The sequence below is a fragment of the Pseudomonas sp. NY15356 genome (assembly GCF_048068175.1).
GTDB classification, from domain to species: domain Bacteria; phylum Pseudomonadota; class Gammaproteobacteria; order Pseudomonadales; family Pseudomonadaceae; genus Aquipseudomonas; species Aquipseudomonas putida_K.
The window spans coordinates 81341-100865 of the sequence record NZ_JBLUPW010000009.1; the positions used below are offsets into that span (position 1 = coordinate 81341).

Here is a 19525-nt window from a genome sequence, read left to right on the forward strand (position 1 = left end):
TATCGCCGCTGTATCGGCCGGAACGCGGCTGCATGCAGGCGTGCGAAATCTTGCAGGGCCATCTCACAGCGAACAGCGAAGCGGCTGCTACAGTGAAATTGTCCCTTTCCACTGGAACGCCACCATGCGCTACTCCCTGTTCGAAGGCCAACGCGACATCATCATCCTGCTTGCCCGTATCCTGCTGGTGATCCTCTTCATCCTCTCCGGCTGGAGCAAACTCACCGGCTTCGAAGGCACGGTGGGCTACATGACCTCACTCGGCGCCCCTGCCCCGATGTTGGCAGCCGCCGTCGCGGTGATCATGGAATTCGCGGTGGGTATCCTGCTGCTGCTCGGCTTCTACACCCGCCCACTGGCATTCCTGCTCGCGCTGTTCGTGGTGGGCACCGCCTTGATCGGCCACCCGTTCTGGAGCATGGTCGACCCTGAACGTAGCGCCAATATGACCCAGTTCCTCAAGAACATGAGCATTACCGGCGGCCTGTTGTTGCTGGCCGTGAGCGGTGCCGGGCGGTTCTCCCTCGACCGCCGCTGATGCGCGCACCGGCACGGCGACGATGGGCTCAATCGTCCACGTCGTCGTGCCAGGCCGGGTGTTCGTCGTCATCGAAATCATCCAGCAGCTCTTCGTCTTCCTCGGCCTCGTCCAGCGCCCCATGGGCATCGGCCTCCGGGTCTGAGTCGTCATCGAAAAACTCATGGTCGAGCAGATGATCGTGCTCGGGCTCGTGCAGGTCGTCTTCGTCGTGCATGGCAGGGCTCACGAAATTAAGGCACGCCTGTATAGGCTGATCGCAGGCGTCGGTCAATGGCGCAGCACTTAACGCTCGCTTAACTGCCGCCCGGTTAATGTCGAGGCTCTCCCTTCAAAACGTCCTTGCCCGCCGCCCTGGCGGGCTTTTTTATGGGCGCCTTTTCATCTGGCCCTGGCGCATTTTTCGGAACCCTGCCTGCTGCCCCGATTCGCACAAGTGTGGACCTATCTTTTTGCAAGGAGAACCCGCATGGCCGTGAACATCGATAACCTGATCATCACCACCCCCGTTGCCAAATCCGCCACCGACCCCACCGCACTGGAAGTCACCGGCGCCGTAGCCCTGGCCACCCTGCCCAACTACGTTGCACGCCTGCCCGACGGTTCAGTACGCATGAGCGCACCGACCAAGGGGGCTTCCAGCAAAAGCACCCATCGCACCCGCTGCGAATGGAAAGAAGCCGTCTACTGGGCCCTGGACAGCGCCGCCAACCATCGCAACTACCAGTTGTTCAAACTGGAGAAGGTCAACTCGATACAAAAGGTGGTGATCTCCCAACTGCACGTAAAGGACGATGACAGCCCCCCCATCAAGGTATTCTGGAACAAAGGCAAGCTCACCTACGGCTTTCGTGCGGAGTTCAACCAAGCCACGGCCCCCACCAGCACCCTGCTGGCGGAGGTCCCGCTCAATGCAACGTTCGAGATCAGCATCGAGGTAGCTGCCTCCGGCGCCGTGGTTCTGGGCGCGAGCTGCAATGGCCGCACGGGGCGTATTGCCTTGCAACTGGCCGAGTCATGGCGAGCGCGCATTTTCAATTTCCATGGCGGGGTCTACAACCAGGTGGACTACAGCGACACCACCTCGCCCGAGGATGGCTCGGTTTGCGTGATCAGCCAGTTGGACCTGATCCACCTATAGGCCCCCAACAGGTTGTGAACATGCTCTTCACGTTTTTCTGACAAACGTATAGGCACACTGAAACTGCTTCGTACGTTCTTTAACCCGCCTCCCCCATCGGCGGGTTTTTCTTTTCTGCCTCTTGGCGAGCCGCCCCCTGCCGAAAAAGTGTGAAATCTGTCACAATTTTCCGCTTAAAATTGAACTTATCCGAAACGTCTTACTCAACCGGCAGAATGCTATTACGTCTGGCATAGCCTATTGACAGCATTGAATGCGCTGCGCGGGTGAGTATTCTGCAGCCCTATATCCACTTTTCCTTCCAAGGACGGACTCCATGAGGCCTCTCTCCCTTTTGGCTGTTTCGGCGAGCCTGCTCGTCGCCCTCCCTGCCTGGGCAGGCCCAGGCCAGGCCAACCGCGTCTGGAGCCAGGAACCGAGTTCGTTCCTGGGCATCGACCTGCAAGGCGACTTCCTCAAGCAGGTTGCCGAATGCCCTACCGATGAGACCAGGCCAACCGAACCCTGCCGCGTCGCCACCTCCGACCCGGATCGTTTCGAAATCCGCGGCCTGCCCTACCTGCCCATTTCCCCTGGCTACAGCCTGGTGGCGACCCTGGCGGGCGGACAGGTGAGCGAGCTGGTCTTCAGCGGCAATGCCAACAGCCTCTACCTGGTCACCGACATGCTCACCGAGCAGTTCGGCGAACCGGCCGAGCAAAACAGCCGTTGGATCAAGATGAGCTCTGGCGCGTCCTACCTGACCGAAGTCATGTCCTGGAAAGGCGAAAAGGTGGCGATCAACTTCCAGCGCCAGGAGCAGGACCTAGGCAAGTACGCGGTGACCGTGTCCAACCTGCCCACGCAGATGGCCACCACCGAAGAGACGCCCGTCGAAGCTGTACAGCCGGACGTATCCAAGCTCTGAGCCGAACAGGAACCACTGCTGGGAGCGGGCTTGCCGGCGATAGGGCCGATGCAGCAATACGAGACACTCGCTCCCGAATCGGTGATGATGAGGCTCCTGTTCCACACGCCACGGATGCCCGACGATGCCCCTTCACCAGGCCCCTTCGATACATCTTGCCGCAGCCCTGCTGGCGATCGCGCTGCTACCCGGCTGCACCACCCAACTGACCGAAAAGGGCCAACAGGTAAACCTGGTGACCGCCTCGTCGGTCAACGCCTGCGACCTGGTCGACACCTTCACCCTGCAGGGCAACTCCGCGGACGATGCCATCAACCTGGCATTCAACAGGGCGGGCGAACTTGGCGCCGACAGCATGGGCGTGAAATCGGTCGATGAAGAGGGCGAGATCAAGGCATTGGCATTCAACTGCCAGCGATGAACGAGCCGTTTACGTGAGCTGGATGAGAGGCTCAGGCTACTGACCCTGCCTCCTTGACATGACCGCGACGGGGCGCACTGCGCCCCAGGTCATGGGCTATCGCTCGCTGGCGTGCTCTCGCCCTCCTGCGGCGGGAGCCTCACGAAAACACTGTACTTTCCGCCCTCCATCTCCTCGAATGCGATCAGCTTGTCGATCAGCGGCCCGCTCAGCACCTTCCCGGCATTGAGCAGCAGCATGCCGTTCTCTGCATTGAGGTTGCGCGCCAGCACCATCCCCGCTTCCAGCTCCCCCGTGGGCAGCATCTTGACCTGCGGATCGGCGAGCGTCACATCGCTCAGCATCGCCGCGCATACCGCGATGAAATCCTCTACCAGACCCGGGTCATACACACGCCCGGCATACTTGCGCAGGTGCAGCAGGGCTTCGTCACTGTTCAATTGCCGTTCGAGCACCAGGCCGCGCTGCAACTCGACGAAATCGACCGCCAGCTTGAGCAGCCGTGCGCCGAACGGGATGGCATCGCCTTTGAGCCGGCCGGGGAACCCGCTGCCGTCCCAGTGCTCCTGGTGATGCAAGATCAAATGGGCCGCATCCCTCATCGGCTCCAGGGCCATCAACAACGACTCGCTCTGCTTCGGATAGTCACGATAACGGTCGCGCTCGGTATGGCGCACCAGCTCCGACGGCGTGACCATCATGCTGTCCGGCCAGCTCAGCTTGCCGATGTTGTACAGGGCGGCGGCCATGGCCAGGTCGCGGCAGTCGGTATCGTTGACGCCGTGAGCCGCGCAATAACTGCGCACGAGCTCGATGATCTGTCGATTGGTCTGCTTGGCCGGCGGCAGGCGCAGGTTGGCGAGCAATGAAAACACTTCGGTGCTGGTGACATAGCTGTGCTTGAGCGCTTCATAGGCGAGGTCGAGCATGTCGGCGGTCTGCTGCAATTCGGCGGTGCGCGCCGCAACCCGCTTTTCAAGGCTCGTATTGAGCACCTTGAGCTGGGTGTTCTGCTTGCGGATCAAGCGCTCCAGGCGCTGGCGTTCGCGCTCGGAGTGCTGATGCTCCAGCGCCTGGCGCAAGACCAGTAGCAGCTCATCGTCGTTCCACGGCTTGCTGATGTAACGATGGATCTGCCCTTCGTTGATGGCCTTGATGATCGCCGTCGGGTCGGCATAGCCGGTGAGCATGATCCGCATGGCCGTGGGGTACTGATGGCGCACGTGAGCCAACAGCGTGGCGCCATCCATTTTGGGCATGCGGGCATCGCTCACCACCAGGTCCACCGGCTGCTCGGCCATGATTTCCAGCGCCTGGGCACCACTTTCGGCCAGCAGCACATCATAGAACTGACCGCGCAACAGCCGGCGCAAACTGTTGAGGATCGGCGCCTCATCGTCGACCAGCAGCACCTTGGGTCGATGGATCGCCTGCGCGGCGGGTTGCTCTTCCATGGCATGGCCTCAAGCAAACTGAACGGTGACGACTCGACCCCAGCCAAGGGGCTCGCGGTTGACTGACAGGCTAGATGACTTTTTCACACACCGTGAAGTATCAGCCGCTTATACGTAGCAGGCAAAGTGCCTGCCAGGCGACTAAGCTTCGAACCAAAGCCCGGCACACGCGCACATCACCAGGGATAACGGATGCTCCCGATGATCCATTCACGCCCACCTGTTCTTTGCACTGTCATGCTGTTGCTCTGCGCCGTGGCCGCGGGGAGCATCGCCGTCCCGCTGGATCAACCCCTCAAGCCCTTGCCCGACCCACCGCCAGCCGACCCCAGGCGCGTCGAGCTCGGGCACCAGCTGTTCCATGACGCCAGGCTGTCGATCAACAACACCTTGTCCTGCGCCAGCTGCCATCGTCTCGACCATGGCGGCGCGGATGATCGCCCTCGGTCCAGCGGCTTCGATGGTCGCCCCCTGCTGGTCAACACGCCGACGGTCTTCAATGCTGCCTTGAATTTTCGCCAATTCTGGGACGGCCGGGCCGACACCCTCGAGGATCAGGGCAGCGCCGTGATCACCAGCCCTCACGAAATGGGCAGCGACTGGCAAAGCGTGCTGCAGCGTATCGCCGACGACCCGGGTTACCGGGAGCGTTTCAGCGCCGCCTACCCCGACGCAGTGACCAAGGCCAACATCCTGGGCGCCCTGGCCGACTTCCAGCGCACGCTGCTCACCCCCGGTTCACGCTTCGACCGCTACCTGCAGGGCGACACCGCCATACTCACGCTGGAAGAAAAGTACGGCTACCAACGTTTCAAGGACTACGGCTGCATCGCGTGCCATCAGGGCGTGAATATCGGCGGCAACATGTTCCAGAAATTCGGTGTGTTCGGTGACTATATCGCCGACCGAGGCAACCCGACGCAGGCTGACCTGGGGCGCTTCAATGTCACCGGCGATGACGCCGATCGTGCCGTGTTCAAGGTTCCCAGCCTGCGTAATGTCGCCTTGACCGCGCCCTACTTCCACGACGGTTCGGCGCCCACCCTGGAGCGCGCCGTGGACGTGATGTTCCAGTACCAGCTGGGGCGTATACCCAGCGAAGAGGACCGCACCCTGATCGTCCTGTTCCTGAAGACGCTCACCGGGCAATGGAATGGCCAGCCATGAAGTATTCCCCTCGTTTCAGCCTGTTGGTGCTGAGCATCGTCGTGCTGCTGCTGGCCTCGACACTGATGTTTCTCTACCTGAAGTCCAGTTCCGAGCAGACGTTCACCTACACCAGCTCTCGTGACTTGATACGCCAGATCAAGCAGCAGGACTCGCAATGGGAAAACGAAATCCTTAAGGCGCGGGTAGCGATTTCCCACAACTATGACCCATTGGTGTCTCCTATCCACGAAATAACGCGCCTGTGGGCCCGCTTCGATGCGCTGGAGTCCGACCATGGGCGCAACGATGCCCAGCAATGGAGCGATGCCCACGAGGGTTTTCTCAAGGCCTTGCAAGAAAAGACCCGCCTGGTGGAGCGCTTCAAGTCCCATAACGCATTGCTACGCAACTCACTGGCCTTCCTGCCGGCAGCCGAGGATGACATCCAGGCCCAGCTCAGCAACGTGCCCGACCCTGATCGGCAGGAAGTCCACAATTTCGCCACCGATACCTATGACCTGCTACTGAGTGCCCTGGAGTTCGCCCAAGTCACCTCCCCCGAAAAAGCCGCTGAAATCGAAGTAGGCCTGAACAAGCTTGCGGCGAACGTGCAGGACATGCCGGATGACTTTCGAACGCCGGTCGACATTCTGAGCAACCACGTCGCCTTGATCTGGCGTGAGCAACCAGTCGTCAACCAATTGCTTGAAGCGATCGAGGCCGTTCCGGTGGCCGAGCGCCTGGACGCCATCACCACGATGCTCGAACAGGACCAGCAACTGCGTGAGAAAACCAACAAGCAATACCACTTCTACATGCTGTTGTTTTCCGTGCTGCTGATGTGCTCCCTGGTGGTCCTGGCCATTCGCCTGATCCGCAGTTTCAGCGAGATCAACCAGGCCAATACCGCGCTGCAGACCGCCAACGATGTGCTCGAGCAACGGGTCGATGAACGTACCCGCGAACTGAAGAACGCCCAGAGCGAGTTGCTGGCCTCAGCCCGCCAGTCCGGCATGGCCGAGATCGCCACCAATGTTCTGCACAACGTCGGCAACGTGCTCAACAGCGTGAATACTTCCTGCGACCTGATCACCCGCTGGCTGCGCAACAGCAAGAGCCAGGGCCTGGGCAAGGCCATGCAGCTGGTCAATGCGCACCCGGACGATCTCGGCCGCTTCCTGACCGAGGACGAAAAAGGCAAGTTGTTGCCGGGCTACCTCAACCAGTTGGTCGATGCCATCGCCCAGGAGCACCAGGAGATGATGGAGGAGTTGGGACGGATGACCAAGAGCATCGACCATATCAAGGAAGTGGTCGCCACCCAGCAATCCTATGCCGGGACCAAGAGCATGGCCGAACCACTGTACATCCAGGAGCTGATCGACGACGCCCTGCGCATGAACGCCGGCGCCCTCACCCGCCACCAGGTCACGGTGATCAAGGCCTACAGCGATGTACCCCAGATCATGGGTGACAAGCACCGCCTGCTGCTGATCCTGATCAACCTGATCAGCAATGCCAAGTACGCCATGTCAGGCATGGGCAACGCCACGCGAACCATGACCCTGGGCGTCAGAATCGTCGACGACGCCTTCCTGGAAATCAGCGTCAAGGACGAGGGGGAAGGCATCGCCCCGGAAAACATGGCGCGGATTTTTGCCCACGGCTTCACCACCCGCAAGGAAGGCCACGGCTTCGGCCTGCACAGCTGCGCCCTGGCGGCGATCGAAATGAACGGCCACCTGACGGCCCACAGCGACGGCCCCGGCCAAGGCGCGTTGTTTACCCTGCAACTACCCTTGATCACCGTCCCGGAGAACGCATGAGTGAACTCTCGAACCGGCGCATCCTGCTGATCGACGACATGCCGTCGATCCACGACGACTTTCGCAAAATCCTCTGCCCAGCCAACACCCGGTCCACCGAGCTGGATGCCATGGAGGCGACGTTGTTCGGCGTGCAGGCGAAATCCGAGCAGCCTTCCTTCGAACTGGACTCGGCCTATGGCGGCGAAGAGGGCCTAGGCAAACTCACGCTCGCCGCCCAGCAACAACGCCCCTATGCCCTGGCGTTCGTCGACATGCGCATGCCCGATGGCTGGGACGGCGCCAAGACCATCGAACACCTATGGCAGGCCGACCCCAAGCTGCAGGTGGTGGTCTGCACCGCCTATTCCGATTATTCCTGGGATGATCTGCTCGACCGGCTGCAAGCACAAGACCGCCTGCTGATCCTCAAGAAGCCGTTCGATAACATCGAAGTACAGCAGATGGCCAATACGCTGCTGACCAAATGGGAAATGACCGAACGTGCCAGCCTGCAGATGCACCGCCTGGAGCAATTGGTCGAACAGCGCACTCTTCAGTTCAGGCAAGCCAGCGAAGCCCTGCAAAGCGAGATCGACGAACGCAAGCAGCTGGAAAGCCAACTGGTGCAATCGGAGAAACTCGCCTCCCTCGGCCAGCTTGCAGCAGGCGTCGCCCACGAGATCAACAACCCGATCGGCTTCATTTCATCGAATCTCGGCACGCTGGACAGCTACTTCCAGCAGCTATCGAGCATGCTCGACGCCTACCGCGCGGCGGAAACGGCTCTGGGCAACGGCGACACCGCGCAGCACTTGCGCCAGCTGCGCGAACAGATCGACCTGCATTTCCTGCTTGAAGACGTTCCGCTGTTGATCAGGGAGTCCAAGGAAGGCATCGGCCGCGTCAGTCAGATCGTCAAGGACCTCAAGGACTTCTCCCGGGTCGATAGTCAGCAACAGTGGCAGTGGGCCAACCTGCAACAAGGCATCGAGTCGACGCTGAACATCGTGGCCAGCGAACTCAAGTACAAGGCGGACCTGGTCAAGGAATACCAGCCCCTTCCCGACATCGAATGCCTGCCGTCACAGATCAACCAGGTGGTCATGAACCTGGTGGTCAACGCCGCCCAGGCCATGGGCCCGGAACGCGGCACCATCACTTTGCGCACGGGCCACCAGGACGATTCGGTATGGATCGAAGTGGCCGACACCGGGGCGGGCATCGAGCCGCAGGTGCTGCCGAAGATTTTCGACCCGTTCTTCACCACCAAGCCGGTCGGCCAGGGGACAGGGCTCGGCTTGTCACTGTCCTACGGCATCGTGAAGAAGCACGGCGGGGATATTTCGGTGAACAGCACCGTGGGCGCCGGCACAACGTTTCGCGTGCAATTGCCGCTGCGCCAGAGCCGGCCTGCGGCATGACCGGTTCGGCCCTGGCGGGTTGCGACAGCCTGGTCAGTCTTGCGATGGAACCAGCTCATAGCTCAACGGCGCGCCAGGAAAAGACGCGACCCAACGCGTCGTGTAACGCGACTTGCAGTGCGGGCATTGCACCTGCTGGCCGTCCTTGCGGTCGTCTGGCTCGAATTGCAGGTCCTCGTTGCATTTCTTGCACTTAGCCATGGGAGATCTCCTGAGGTGGGTCTCTTCTCAGCATAGCCTTCCCACTTTCAGCCCTGGCGAGTGGCTTTTTCGAGCTCCCGCGCGCGCAGGTCGATCCAGCTGCCCTTGCTTGCGCAACAAGTAGGGCGCGTCTACTTTTTCTGGTGCTCTCACCTCCCGAGAGCGGTGAAACACAACCCTAGGCTTGCGAGGTGTCAGCATGGCTTCTACCAACGGAATGCTCGACCCGGATGATTCTGTCATCCTGCTTATCGACCATCAGAGCGGGCTGTTCAACACGGTTCGCGATGTCCCCATTCCAGACCTTCGCAACTACGTGATCGCCATTGCCAAGACGGCCACCTTGCTGAACATTCCGGTCATCACCACGGCATCCGTGCCGGATGGGCCCAACGGGCCATTGATTCCGGAAGTCCACCAGTACGCGCCGCATGCGGTCTATGTACCGCGCACCGGCCAGATCAACGCCTGGGACAACCCACCTTTCGTAGAAGCAATCGAGAAGACGGGGCGCAAGACCCTCATCATCGCCGGCACGCTCACCAGCGTGTGCATGGCGTTTCCCGCCATCAGCGCAGTGCAGGCTGGCTACAAGGCGTATTGCGTGGTCGATGCCTCCGGCAACTGGAGCAAGCTCGCGACCGATACGACCATTGCCCGCGTCACCCAAGCCGGAGCGATCCCTACCGATACCTTTGCGATCGTCGCGGAATTGATGCGCACATGGAACAGAGCCGAAGGGTCGCGCTTCGCAGAAATCCTGGCGGAACATGTGTGCCCTGAGTACAAGTGTTTGATCGAAAGCTATGGCAAGGCGCAGGAGATTGCCAAGAATGGGCCGGAGACCAAGCTCGATAAATACAAGTGAGGGCGATAGCGGCCCTGATGGTCGGGTGTTAATGAGCCTGCTTAACGCCTAGGCCAATGCGAAGCACAGCGACCCGTAGGTCACATACACATAGACCCCATTCTATACGTATAGAATGGGGTCTATGTGTATACACGGGCGGCCCTACAACCGCCATCGGAGGCCATCGTATCCGAACCCACCCTCATCTTTGATTCACGCCTCGGAAGCCGAATCAAGCCACGAATTCGTCGCCGAATCCCCCATACATCCCCCCAGTTGAATAGAGAACCATTTTTGGTACACTGGCCGCATGGATAAAACGCCGCCTACATTGACCGTCAGTTTTTATCGCACGGAAGCGGGCAACGAACCGGTACGCGAATGGCTGACCGATCTGCCCCGTGACCATAAGCGGATGATCGGAACCGAAATCAAAACGGTTCAGGTCGGCTGGCCAATCGGAATGCCGGTTGTCAGGAAGCTTGAGAAGGGCCTTTGGGAGGTCAGGGTAAACCTCGTAGATACCATCGCCCGGCTGCTCTTCACCGTAGACGGGAGCGTCATGGTTCTGCTTCACGGCTTCATCAAGAAGAGTCAGAAAACATCAGCGTCTGACCTGGAAACCGCCAGACAACGCAAAGCGACACTAGAGAGGAGCAAGCAATGAACCAGCACATCGGTTCCGATTTCGACGATTTCCTTGCAGAGCAAGGTCTCGTAGAGGAAGTGTCTGCTGCCGCCCTCAAACGAGTCATCTCTTGGCAAATCGCTGAAGCCATGAAAAGCCAGAAGGTAACAAAGAAAGCCCTGGCTGCACGCATGCATACCAGTCGTACTGCAGTGGACCGCGCGCTCGACCAAGACGACCCAGGCATGACATTGGCAACCCTAGCCAGCGCCGCGCGCGCACTTGGTCAGCGCGTCGAGGTGCGACTGGTGCCAGAGCGAGAGGCTGCTCATACATAACCTCACCACACTCCACCGAGCCCAGCCCAGCGCCGGCCATACAGGACTACGTAATGACTGAAAGATTGACCAGTGAAGAACTGCAACTCGTTATAGATAACATCCGCATCGAGATCGGGATCTCGGGCTCGAACGTTGCGACAGTCAAACTCAAGCCTGAGGAGGCCGCTGCGCTGGAACACATCAAGCGGAACCTAGACATTGAAGGGCGTACATTCCAATTCGATGAACGCACCTCCAAGCTCACAATCGATTCAAGCGCATGCTCGCAGCACTATGAGTGATCCCCGCAATATTCACAAAGCCCCATTCTATACGCTATAGAATGGGGCTTTTTCGGTGTCCCAGATTTGTCCAAACTGAACGGCAGAGACACTCTGCAGGCATGAAAAAAGCCCCGCAACCTCAATGGCTGCGGGGCTTTCGAATAGTGGAGGCCGAGGTCGGAATCGAACCGGCGTAGACGGATTTGCAATCCTATACAAGAATCGCCACATCATGCTGCCTGTACTAGAAAATCAGTTCCAAAACGAAAGGGGATTCGCTCGCCTATAACCCGCATTGTACAAGGGTCGCCATTTTAGTTTTGGAATCGATTTCCACCCCGCCTTCGGCGTTCTGCCGACCCGCCTCCAGCCCTGGCAGGCGTCACTCTTCCCCTTCGTTTTCATGCTCGACCAGGGCCCACAGTCTGGCCGCCTCGGCGAGCTCCAGCATATCGACCAGTTCGCCCTCGCCTACTTCTCGCCGCCGATGTGCGGCCTTGGCCATTTCCGATAAGACTGCGGCGCGCCCGTCCGGGTCTGAGACCAGGGCGAACTGATCGTGCAGCTCGTCGAGCCAGGCGCGCGGTAGGTCAGTCATCGTAATTTCCCGCTGCACGGCACCACCAGGATTGCGCATAGAGCACGCCGTCGACCTCCTCGAAGCCGGTGATGTTCATCCCGAGTGTGGCCATTCCATTCACGGAGGCATCATGCAGAGGCGGGATGATGTCGCCGCTCGGCATAGGATTGAAGACACAGGCCTCGATGCACGGGCGACCCAGCACTTTGCTATAGCCGTACTCTATGTGCACGTCAGCGCGTAGCGGCTGGATTTTGGCTAGCTTTTCGTTCGGGATGGCGATGCCGCGCTCACGGCGGCGAACGAGTAGGAAGTACATGTGGCACCAATACTGTATATCGATACAGTATTTGAACACCCAAACGGATACCCAGGCCAGTACCGCCTGGCGGGCTATTCTTTCTGCTCGAGCAGGAGGGATGGGAATGTGCGGAAGATTGAGCCAGTACCGAGGCATACACGACTTCGTCGAGACACTCAGCCTGCCGGAGGCCTGGAGGAACAACGTAGGAGACCAGGCTCTCGAGCGCTACAACGTTGCGCCGACAACACAGGTCTCCGTGCTTCGGGTAGATGACGCGGGCCCGCGGGCGGACATGGTGAGGTGGGGATGGCGGCCGCACTGGGCGACCGATCGAGCGCCGTCAATCAATGCGCGGGTCGAGAAAGTGGCGCACGGTCCATTCTTCCGCGCCATCTGGCCGAGCCGAGCAATTACGCCAGTTGACGGCTGGTACGAATGGGTCGACGAAGACGGGCCGAAGAAGCAGCCGTACTACATCCGGCGGCGGGACGGGCAGCCGGCCCTGTGCGCCTCGATTGGGCAGTTCACCGGCGGCGAGCATGACGGGTTCGTCATCATCACCGCCGATGCCTTGGGAGGGCTGGTCGACGTGCACGATCGCCGGCCGGTCGTGTTTTCGCCTGAGCTTGCTAGGGAATGGATTGCACCAGGCACGCCCCGGGAGCAGGCCGAGCAAATGGCGCTCAACCTTGGCGAACCGGCTGAAGCATTCGAGTGGTACCGGGTGGGCACAGCCGTGGGTAACGTCCGGAACCAAGGGCGAGAGCTGATACTGCCTATTTAGCGACACGCTCTCACCGCGGCCTCCAGCTGCTTCTCGTACCCAATCCGCTGCCGACGCTCTGCCAGCAGCGCCCTCACCTTCACCTCCAGACTGTCGGTCTTTCGCATGCCGGCGGCCGCCCAGGGCGGTACCGCCACCTCCGGCGCCCGGCACGGCACCTGCACAGGCACCTCGACGCGCACGTACTTGACCTGCGGCTCTACCTTGCCGGAGCACCCAGCTAGGCCCAGGGTCAGCACTAGCCCGCTCCCACAGGAAACGCCACGGATCACGTGGCTTGCAGCTCGAAACCACCATGCTCCGCTCCCACAGAAACGCAATTTCAGCCCCAGGCTCATAACCCCAGCTCCTTGTCGATGATCGAGGTCGCGGCCTCGCACTGGTCGCCGCCGGCATGCGCCTGCTGCAGGCGGTTTGCCGCCTCGTAGTCGGCCTGGGCGCTGGCCTGGGCATCCTTCACAGCCTGCTCTGCCCTGGCCTGACGTTCGTTTGCGGCCAGGGTCAGGTCGCCCAGGGCCTTGCCTTGCTCCGCTGCCAGGCCAGCGAGGTTCTCGCGCGCAATTTTGCACTGCACCGCCAGGTCCTGCTGATTATCGAGCAGCGGGCGGAAGTGGCTGGTAGTAGCCCAGGTGCCAACGGCCATGCCGAGCAGGATGAGCAAGCCGGCGCCGGCAAGGCGCAACGCCCAGCCGTTCACGCCGCCTCCAGGAACATGTCGCGCTCAGCTGCGCGCCGACGCACTAGCCCCGGCAACACCTTGCTACCAGCCTTGTTCCAACGCGGGAACTGCTCTGCGGCTGCGGTGTAGTCGCCAGCGTTGAGCAGCCGACGCAGAGTCGACGATTCCAGGTTGGCGGAGCCCAAGTTGTACGTGAAGCTCACCAAGGCATCCCACTGGTTCTGGCTGAGCGGCACGTCCACCAGACGCTCTATCTCTGGCTCGAAGCGCTGCACGTCAGTCAGCAGCATGCGCTCGGCCTGTTCCTTGCTGATCTTCATGCCGGCCTTCACACCACGGGTAGTGCCGTAGCCGATAGTCCAGACGCCGACGGCATCTTGGTAGGCCTGCAGGCGTAGGCCTTCGAACGACTTGATCAGGCTCAAGCCGCGCTGCGATGTACGCATGGGTTTTCTCCAGGCAAAAAAATACCGCCAGGCGGCGGTATGGGAGGTCGTTCTATCTATGAAATTCATTCGTCTGGACTATGGATCTCCGAAGGATTAGAAATATCGCCAATCTCTATAGCTATGTTCTCCAAGCTATTTTGGCCGCCCTCAACTCCATCTGACGGACCAATGACGAACTCGCGGGCGAATACGATAACTACAAAAAGAACAGCCGCTGCTTTGTAGGGATGGTTAAAAACGTCCCTCAACAGATTTCGTACGAACATGATGCACCCCTTTTTTGATGAGGCATTTTAACATCACGCTATGCGGCAGCGCACCTCTCCGGTAGCTGTACGATACAGCCCTCCGATTGGAACGCCGGCAGTCAGCGCTCCGGCGTCGTTTGCGGCGACGACCATCGCTCCGCCTGGAGCCAGAGCAGGAATCGTATAGGGCTGGATCTGGTTGAAGTTCGCCGCACCTACCGCAGCCGAGTATATGGCTACCGCGCCGACGCTAGTTGGGTGGTTCAGACCATTGCCGCCATACGGGATCTTCGTCCCGACTGTGTTAGATCCAACCCCCCAGACGTCATCATTGAGCAGGCTAGGCCTAAAAAGCTCGTCGTCAAAAACGTGCGAGGTAACCAGGGTGGCCGGACCAGTTAGGGTCCCGTAGTAATAGAGGCGCGGCAAGAAGACGCCGCCGTAACGTAGTATTTTTGGCACCACGACAGGCGTGGAGCTTACCAGGCCATCAGCGCTGGTGGTGGAAAATCGTAGTACATTATCCCGCACCTCCACCGCCATGAAGATTGACGTGGTCGGAATCGGGATTCCAGTGTCTACGGTATCCATCAGGGCGCCTGAATCGTGATACAGCTGAAGCTGGATGTTCCCGCCGCTCGTGCGGTTGATGAAGCATACGTCGCCGGCATGGTTGCTCAGCTGCAGCGCCATTGGCGGGCTATTGGTGAACTTTGCAGCCAGCTCAGCCGAGGTTCCGGTGATGGAAAACCTAATGAGGAAATCTCTGCAGGCTTCCGAGCACTGGTAGTACCCATTGTTAGCCGCAGCGTTGTAGTTAACGTCTTTGAGCCTGTTATGGGAATTGCGGACATCGAACCCGTCCCTGATTAGATTTCCCACGCGGTTGATGTCAATCAGGCCGTAGTTGTTGCGCTCGGCATAGTTTCGGATGTACCCAGCAACTTGGTCCCGGCCCTCTTGGCCAGAACGGTCTCCATACCCCGTCATGTAGTCGGACCCTGGCTCCATTGATGGAACGAGGTTCGTGCAGAAGACTATGTCTGGAACTTTCCCCCAGGCCTTGATCTTGGCGATCATTTGATCAAGGGCTGCATAATTGAAATTGCCGCTGTCGTTCATCCCGAACGAAATAATAAGTAGTTCCGGGGCTTGGTCCTGGATGTACAGCAGCCAGTCCCTGTTTGGATCTGTATACCACGGATACAAATTAAGATCTGGCGGTGTGCCAGGACGAGTATTTGCTGTGGTGAATGTTTGCCCGCCAATTGCACGGTTCACGAAGGTAACGGTTCGGGTGGGGTTGTCGCTCTTGATTTTCTGTTCAAGGAACCCGGCAAGCATGGTGTTCTGTGCATAGCTGTTGGCGCCGTAGGTGCTGATACTGTCTCCCATCAGCACCACTTTCGGCGTCGCGGTACGACTGAACTGAACCAAATGCTGCCCTGGGCGTATTCCTGGGAAATAGAGGTTCGGATGCCGATCAGGAAATACTGGTCGGCGATAGGCACCGCCCAGCATACTGGTGAATTTACCCTTGCCGATAGGAATGATGTTCCCTCGACCAGTTACCGTTCCATTGACAAGAAGATCACCACTCACCTTCACATATCGTTTGCCTTCGGCGATCGCCTTGGTGATAGCAGCCTGATAGGCCGCGGTCTCATCGGATCCATTGTAGAGCGCATCAACCACGACGTAGTCCTGCGCCGAGCTGATACCGTCGACTTTATCTGGCAGGCCATCGAGCTTACTAAGTGCGTCGCCAACGGTTCCTGCGTTGTAGGTTGTGCTCTCGCTGTACTCAACCAGGTTTGCACCACCTGGATCTGCCAGCGCCTGGCGCAGCGCGGCATCACCAACGGCCTGCAGCTTCGGCGCATCGGTCGCCCAGGTGCCGGTTAGAGTAAGTGGAATGTCAGCTGCATTCATGACCCGGTACAGCTCGCCATCGCGCTGCACGAGTTGGGTCTGACGCTCTACGACGACCCCAGCGCCATAGGTGAGGTAGACAGACTCGTAGCCCTGGGCGATCAGGTAGTCGGTCACCTGCTGCATGATCCCGCGCCAGGACTTCAGCGGCACGCCAAGTCGGCTCAGGTACTCCCCAAGCGGACCATTCATCAGCAGATCAATTACGCCAGAGTTATCGTGCAGATCGAATGGACTGCTCGACCCATCTGGTCCAACAGGATTGCCAGTGTTGTAGCGCATAGTTTCTCCGGGCATAAAAAGCCCGCACTAGGCGGGCTTGCTTGATTCGATGTGGTCGGCTCAGGCCGGTGGGAATTGATCGTCGTAGGTGTAAACGCGGGCGTCGTACGGCATGCCCTTCATTGCGAAATTGCCGTTTGCGGGGTCAGAGCTGGTGATCAGCACGGGATAGGCCCATTTGTCAGCCGGTCCGAACAAAATGTGCGGAGGCTCAAGCGGTCCATCCACTTCCGGAGCGAAGTCCAGCGCATCGACGCGCACTGTGTAGGTGTCGACCTGAGTAGCGGTCCATGGGCCTGAGAGCGTGCCATCCAGCTTGCGGACGCCTATGCGGTGCTCCCCACCCGCTGACCAGTCCAGAGGTTCAGATGAGCGAAGTAAGGTCCCGCTAGGTGTGACCTCAAACCCAAGCAGGATCGCGCTTTGGCAGCGCTTTGGCGTGTCATCGGCAACCGCGGCGAAGCTAAGGTATCCGCTGTTGCCGCCGTCCATTTCGGTTTCCCAGCTGTACACGTCGGTGCGGAACTTCTGGTGGCCACGGCGACGCATACCGAAACGCCAAGCCCTTGTTTCATCGCTGAATCCGGCCATTTTGATCTTCTCGACCTTGATGCCGAGATCGCCTGGCCAGCGACACTTCACCGTCTCCCAGGCCCAAGTCGTGCGGGAGAAGTACTCCACGTCCACGCCGTCGAAGTCGTTGATCGACGGCATAGGTCCGCTGATCTTGAGCATCTTGGTCATGTTCTGGGGCGAGTAGGTTTGGGTCTTGGGCCCATACGTCGCGTCAAATACCGCTCGCTCCTCGTCGCGAACAGGTCGCAACAGGCCGCGATAGACAACGAGCTCACCGAACCCACAAGCAAGGGCATTGTTGATCATGTCCTTGACGGTGATCGGCGAATCAAGCGTCTCGTCGTATGTATCGCCCCTGGCAACGCATTTTTCGTGGAAGGCCTGCCACTCAGGCATGTCCAGATCGTCGTCGGTGTATCCGCGCTGCTTGAGTTGGTGGATGCACCACGGAACGATGTCCCGGGTTGGTCCGGCGCCGCCTTCCATCAAGGGGAGGATACGGGTTGCCTCGACGCTAATCTGGCTCTCCGACTGGGCTGAGAGCCGGTCGCCGCCGCGGATCTTGAAGGACATCACCGTCAGTCCTTCGTAGCTCAATGGCGAGTTCTGCATGCGTCCACGCAGGTCATACCAGGTCGTGTCGTCTCTGGCTTCTTCGTTGGCGCGGCCTCCGAGTTGAACCCAGCGCTTCTTGATCCTGGCCTCGGCGCGCATCGGATACGGCAGGACGATTCGATTGGTGAAGCCCTGGGCGTCAAGAGAACTTCCGCTGTGGACCTTTTCGACCACGGTCCAGGGCCCTGCAACGTCCATGTCTCGGTATTCGAACGTGTGATAGGCGGGGATGCCGTAGATCTGCCCTTCCCGCCCGATGCCGCACAGGCCGTTGGCGAAGAACACGCTCCACTCCAGTTCGGTGACCTTTTCGCCCTCTGGGCAGCAGGCGAACGGCCCGCGGTAGCCACCCTGAAGGTTCGAAGCGTCCAGGGAAATCACCGCAACTACCGACTGCATGGTGTCGAAACCTGGCCAGTCAGTGTCGGTAGAACCATCCGACGCCAGGCGCTCCAGCGTCATGAGGCTTTCGCTGAAAGCCGTGATGCGGTAACGAAGCCCACGCGGGCCAATACTGGCTTGGCCAGTCCCCGGCGTAAGCCCGATGACGGGCGATCCGCCGTCGTAGTCCAGGGTCATTTCTGCTGGATCGCCGCCGGCGGCCGGGGTGTAGCTGTTAACGATGTAGTAGCCGGCGTTGCTTCCTGCGACCTCGATCTCCATGCCAGGGCTTGGATTCAGCATCTCCAGCGGCCCTTTGATGATGTCCCGGCTCGCGCCGCCGTCAACAGCTTCGTACGAATACGGGGCGACAACGCGAATGATCAGCCCAGTAGACCAGTCGGACGGGAACGATCCCGAACCGGAGGGGATACTGATGGTGTCTCCAGAGAACTGGTAAACATCGGCGTTTGCGTACTGGGTCAGCGTCGTGGCCACCGTCAGCTCAAGTCCCGCGGCACCGCTCGAGCTCGCCCCGACTTCCGGAACGTTGAACCAGTTGATATGGGCGGTATCAGCAGACAGGTCGGCGCCTGGCTGATAAATCGAGAACTCGGCGTCTTCACCAAGCGAAATGAGCGGGGTCTGCCCCACCTTCACCTTGCTGATCGGAATGTCGTACTCGCCTTCGCCCACATAGAGCAGCATCTCGACGCGCTGATCACGCGGCCCAGCGAAGTACCGGCGAGGCTGGGTCAGGTAAGACGGATAGGTCCGCTGGTGACCGGCAATCTGCCGAACCACATCGCCGAGCTTTACCTTGTTGCCCTTCGCGCTAGCCTCAGTCAGGGGGTCGCCCTGCTGCGCACCGGCAGTAGAAGGCATGCCGGGCATCTTTGGCATCAACGCCTTCAGTACCGCCTTGGCACCCTTGAACAGAGCGAAGGTGATGGAGAACGGGTCCGTCCCCTTAGGCTCTCGGTACAGCTGCAAAAGGTCGGACGGCTTGAATTTGACCTTGTGCCAAATTGAGTGGTCGATCAGCTCATCATTGAGGACTGCGCTGATCGGCGGACTTTCGCGGCGCTGGTAGGAAGGCGCCTGAGATTTCAGCCAATCCTCGATCGTCATGCGGCGATCGGTCTTCCAGGTGCACAGAGGCGCCGTGTCAGACAGCTTGTTCGGGTAGAACTCGATCACGATAGAAAACCACTCTCGGGTAAGAGGCCTCAAACTCGCCGACAGTCCGAAGACAGGCGCCGCCTGGGTTTGTGTCCAGAACCTTCAACTTGCCTTCTGCCTCAACCACCACGCCTACATGCAGGCACAGCGCGCCTCGGAACACGGCGGCAACGGCCCCAGGCTCAGGGTCGCACTCATCCATGCCTTGGCGCAGGTCGTGGTAGGCTGCGGTATTGGCCCTGAGCTTGCCCTTGCCCACGGCGCCCAGGCTTGGCAGCAGCGGCAGGCCGAACACCTGGTGGCGAACAGCGATGCACAGACCCCAGCAATCGAAGGCAAAAGGGCCCCGTGCACCCTCGCGATACGGGGCGCGCATGTATTTCTCGATCAT

Annotated in this window: 22 protein-coding genes and 1 pseudogene; 12 read left to right on the forward strand and 11 right to left on the reverse strand. The window is 59.8% G+C overall.

Annotated elements, in window-relative coordinates:
* The first annotated feature begins 124 nt into the window (after positions 1 to 124).
* On the forward strand, positions 125 to 538 hold the full coding sequence (locus tag ACNFCI_RS09670; protein ID WP_084855649.1) for a DoxX family protein: 414 nt from the start codon (positions 125 to 127) through the stop codon (positions 536 to 538).
* Between the two features lie 28 nt (positions 539 to 566).
* Here ACNFCI_RS09670 and ACNFCI_RS09675 read toward each other — a convergent pair whose 3' ends face one another.
* Entirely contained in the window at positions 567 to 755 is a 189-nt protein-coding gene (locus ACNFCI_RS09675) for a hypothetical protein (protein WP_324815433.1), read from the reverse strand.
* 252 nt (positions 756 to 1007) lie between these two features.
* On the opposite strand from ACNFCI_RS09675, the gene ACNFCI_RS09680 reads away from it, so the two are divergent.
* The 3 genes from ACNFCI_RS09680 (at position 1008) to ACNFCI_RS09690 (ending at position 3007) form a co-directional block, all read left to right on the forward strand.
* On the forward strand, positions 1008 to 1679 hold the full coding sequence (locus tag ACNFCI_RS09680; protein ID WP_084855651.1) for a polysaccharide lyase family 7 protein: 672 nt from the start codon (positions 1008 to 1010) through the stop codon (positions 1677 to 1679).
* Positions 1680 to 1995: 316 nt separating this feature from the next.
* Positions 1996 to 2586 (forward strand): hypothetical protein, encoded by a 591-nt coding sequence (locus tag ACNFCI_RS09685; RefSeq protein ID WP_143515180.1) that lies wholly within the window; start codon positions 1996 to 1998, stop codon positions 2584 to 2586.
* A gap of 124 nt (positions 2587 to 2710) precedes the next feature.
* Positions 2711 to 3007: a hypothetical protein gene (locus ACNFCI_RS09690; RefSeq protein ID WP_084855653.1), complete on the forward strand. Its 297-nt coding sequence runs from the start codon at positions 2711 to 2713 to the stop codon at positions 3005 to 3007.
* An 89-nt stretch (positions 3008 to 3096) separates the two neighbouring features.
* Here ACNFCI_RS09690 and ACNFCI_RS09695 read toward each other — a convergent pair whose 3' ends face one another.
* Positions 3097 to 4461: an HD domain-containing phosphohydrolase gene (locus tag ACNFCI_RS09695; protein ID WP_368829122.1), complete on the reverse strand. Its 1365-nt coding sequence runs from the start codon at positions 4459 to 4461 to the stop codon at positions 3097 to 3099.
* Positions 4462 to 4698: 237 nt separating this feature from the next.
* On the opposite strand from ACNFCI_RS09695, the gene ACNFCI_RS09700 reads away from it, so the two are divergent.
* From ACNFCI_RS09700 to ACNFCI_RS09710, 3 genes are read left to right on the forward strand one after another with little or no spacing between them, the layout of a single operon-like run.
* Complete coding sequence (locus tag ACNFCI_RS09700) at positions 4699 to 5628, forward strand: cytochrome-c peroxidase (RefSeq protein WP_368829161.1); 930 nt, start codon at positions 4699 to 4701, stop codon at positions 5626 to 5628.
* On the forward strand, positions 5625 to 7436 hold the full coding sequence (locus tag ACNFCI_RS09705) for a DAHL domain-containing protein (protein ID WP_368829123.1): 1812 nt from the start codon (positions 5625 to 5627) through the stop codon (positions 7434 to 7436). The genes ACNFCI_RS09700 and ACNFCI_RS09705 overlap by 4 nt, the downstream gene beginning before the upstream one ends.
* On the forward strand, positions 7433 to 8839 hold the full coding sequence (locus tag ACNFCI_RS09710) for an ATP-binding protein (protein WP_368829124.1): 1407 nt from the start codon (positions 7433 to 7435) through the stop codon (positions 8837 to 8839). Before ACNFCI_RS09705 ends, ACNFCI_RS09710 begins: the two co-directional genes overlap by 4 nt.
* Positions 8840 to 8872: 33 nt before the next feature.
* Here the strand turns inward: ACNFCI_RS09710 and ACNFCI_RS09715 are convergent, their stop codons facing one another.
* Positions 8873 to 9040: a hypothetical protein gene (locus ACNFCI_RS09715; protein WP_172402980.1), complete on the reverse strand. Its 168-nt coding sequence runs from the start codon at positions 9038 to 9040 to the stop codon at positions 8873 to 8875.
* 199 nt (positions 9041 to 9239) lie between these two features.
* Between ACNFCI_RS09715 and ACNFCI_RS09720 the strand changes: the two genes are divergently transcribed.
* From ACNFCI_RS09720 to ACNFCI_RS09735, 4 genes are all read left to right on the forward strand, one after another.
* Positions 9240 to 9908, forward strand: a complete 669-nt coding sequence (locus ACNFCI_RS09720) for an isochorismatase family protein (RefSeq protein WP_084855658.1) — start codon at positions 9240 to 9242, stop codon at positions 9906 to 9908.
* Between the two features lie 292 nt (positions 9909 to 10200).
* The gene (locus tag ACNFCI_RS09725; protein WP_368829125.1) at positions 10201 to 10557 is read left to right on the forward strand and encodes a type II toxin-antitoxin system RelE/ParE family toxin; all 357 of its coding nucleotides are present in this window, start codon (positions 10201 to 10203) and stop codon (positions 10555 to 10557) included.
* A complete protein-coding gene (locus ACNFCI_RS09730; RefSeq protein ID WP_368829126.1) occupies positions 10554 to 10856 on the forward strand; it encodes a Fis family transcriptional regulator in 303 nt (100 codons plus the stop codon). The genes ACNFCI_RS09725 and ACNFCI_RS09730 overlap by 4 nt, the downstream gene beginning before the upstream one ends.
* A gap of 53 nt (positions 10857 to 10909) precedes the next feature.
* On the forward strand, positions 10910 to 11140 hold the full coding sequence (locus tag ACNFCI_RS09735) for a hypothetical protein (RefSeq protein ID WP_368829127.1): 231 nt from the start codon (positions 10910 to 10912) through the stop codon (positions 11138 to 11140).
* Positions 11141 to 11522: 382 nt separating this feature from the next.
* On the opposite strand, the pseudogene ACNFCI_RS09740 reads toward ACNFCI_RS09735, so the two are convergent.
* Positions 11523 to 11720 (reverse strand): annotated as a pseudogene (locus ACNFCI_RS09740) (hypothetical protein); the annotation flags it as partial.
* Entirely contained in the window at positions 11713 to 12021 is a 309-nt protein-coding gene (locus tag ACNFCI_RS09745) for a hypothetical protein (RefSeq protein ID WP_416767878.1), read from the reverse strand. The pseudogene ACNFCI_RS09740 and the gene ACNFCI_RS09745, both read right to left, overlap by 8 nt.
* Before the next feature lie 106 nt (positions 12022 to 12127).
* Here ACNFCI_RS09745 and ACNFCI_RS09750 point away from each other — a divergent pair, with 106 nt between their 5' ends.
* Positions 12128 to 12790, forward strand: coding sequence for an SOS response-associated peptidase (locus tag ACNFCI_RS09750; RefSeq protein WP_416767951.1), 663 nt, complete (start codon positions 12128 to 12130; stop codon positions 12788 to 12790).
* On the opposite strand, the gene ACNFCI_RS09755 is transcribed toward ACNFCI_RS09750, so the two are convergent.
* The 6 genes from ACNFCI_RS09755 to ACNFCI_RS09780 form a co-directional block, all read right to left on the reverse strand.
* Positions 12787 to 13128: a hypothetical protein gene (locus ACNFCI_RS09755; protein ID WP_416767879.1), complete on the reverse strand. Its 342-nt coding sequence runs from the start codon at positions 13126 to 13128 to the stop codon at positions 12787 to 12789. The genes ACNFCI_RS09750 and ACNFCI_RS09755 overlap by 4 nt on opposite strands.
* Complete coding sequence (locus ACNFCI_RS09760) at positions 13125 to 13487, reverse strand: hypothetical protein (RefSeq protein WP_416767880.1); 363 nt, start codon at positions 13485 to 13487, stop codon at positions 13125 to 13127. The genes ACNFCI_RS09755 and ACNFCI_RS09760 overlap by 4 nt, the downstream gene beginning before the upstream one ends.
* Positions 13484 to 13915, reverse strand: a complete 432-nt coding sequence (locus ACNFCI_RS09765) for a lysozyme (protein ID WP_416767881.1) — start codon at positions 13913 to 13915, stop codon at positions 13484 to 13486. The genes ACNFCI_RS09760 and ACNFCI_RS09765 overlap by 4 nt, the downstream gene beginning before the upstream one ends.
* A 302-nt stretch (positions 13916 to 14217) precedes the next feature.
* On the reverse strand, positions 14218 to 16380 hold the full coding sequence (locus ACNFCI_RS09770; RefSeq protein WP_416767883.1) for an SGNH/GDSL hydrolase family protein: 2163 nt from the start codon (positions 16378 to 16380) through the stop codon (positions 14218 to 14220).
* Positions 16381 to 16440: 60 nt separating this feature from the next.
* Positions 16441 to 19152, reverse strand: coding sequence for a host specificity factor TipJ family phage tail protein (locus tag ACNFCI_RS09775; RefSeq protein ID WP_416767885.1), 2712 nt, complete (start codon positions 19150 to 19152; stop codon positions 16441 to 16443).
* Positions 19121 to 19525, reverse strand: coding sequence for a hypothetical protein (locus ACNFCI_RS09780; RefSeq protein WP_416767886.1), 405 nt, complete (start codon positions 19523 to 19525; stop codon positions 19121 to 19123). Before ACNFCI_RS09780 ends, ACNFCI_RS09775 begins: the two co-directional genes overlap by 32 nt.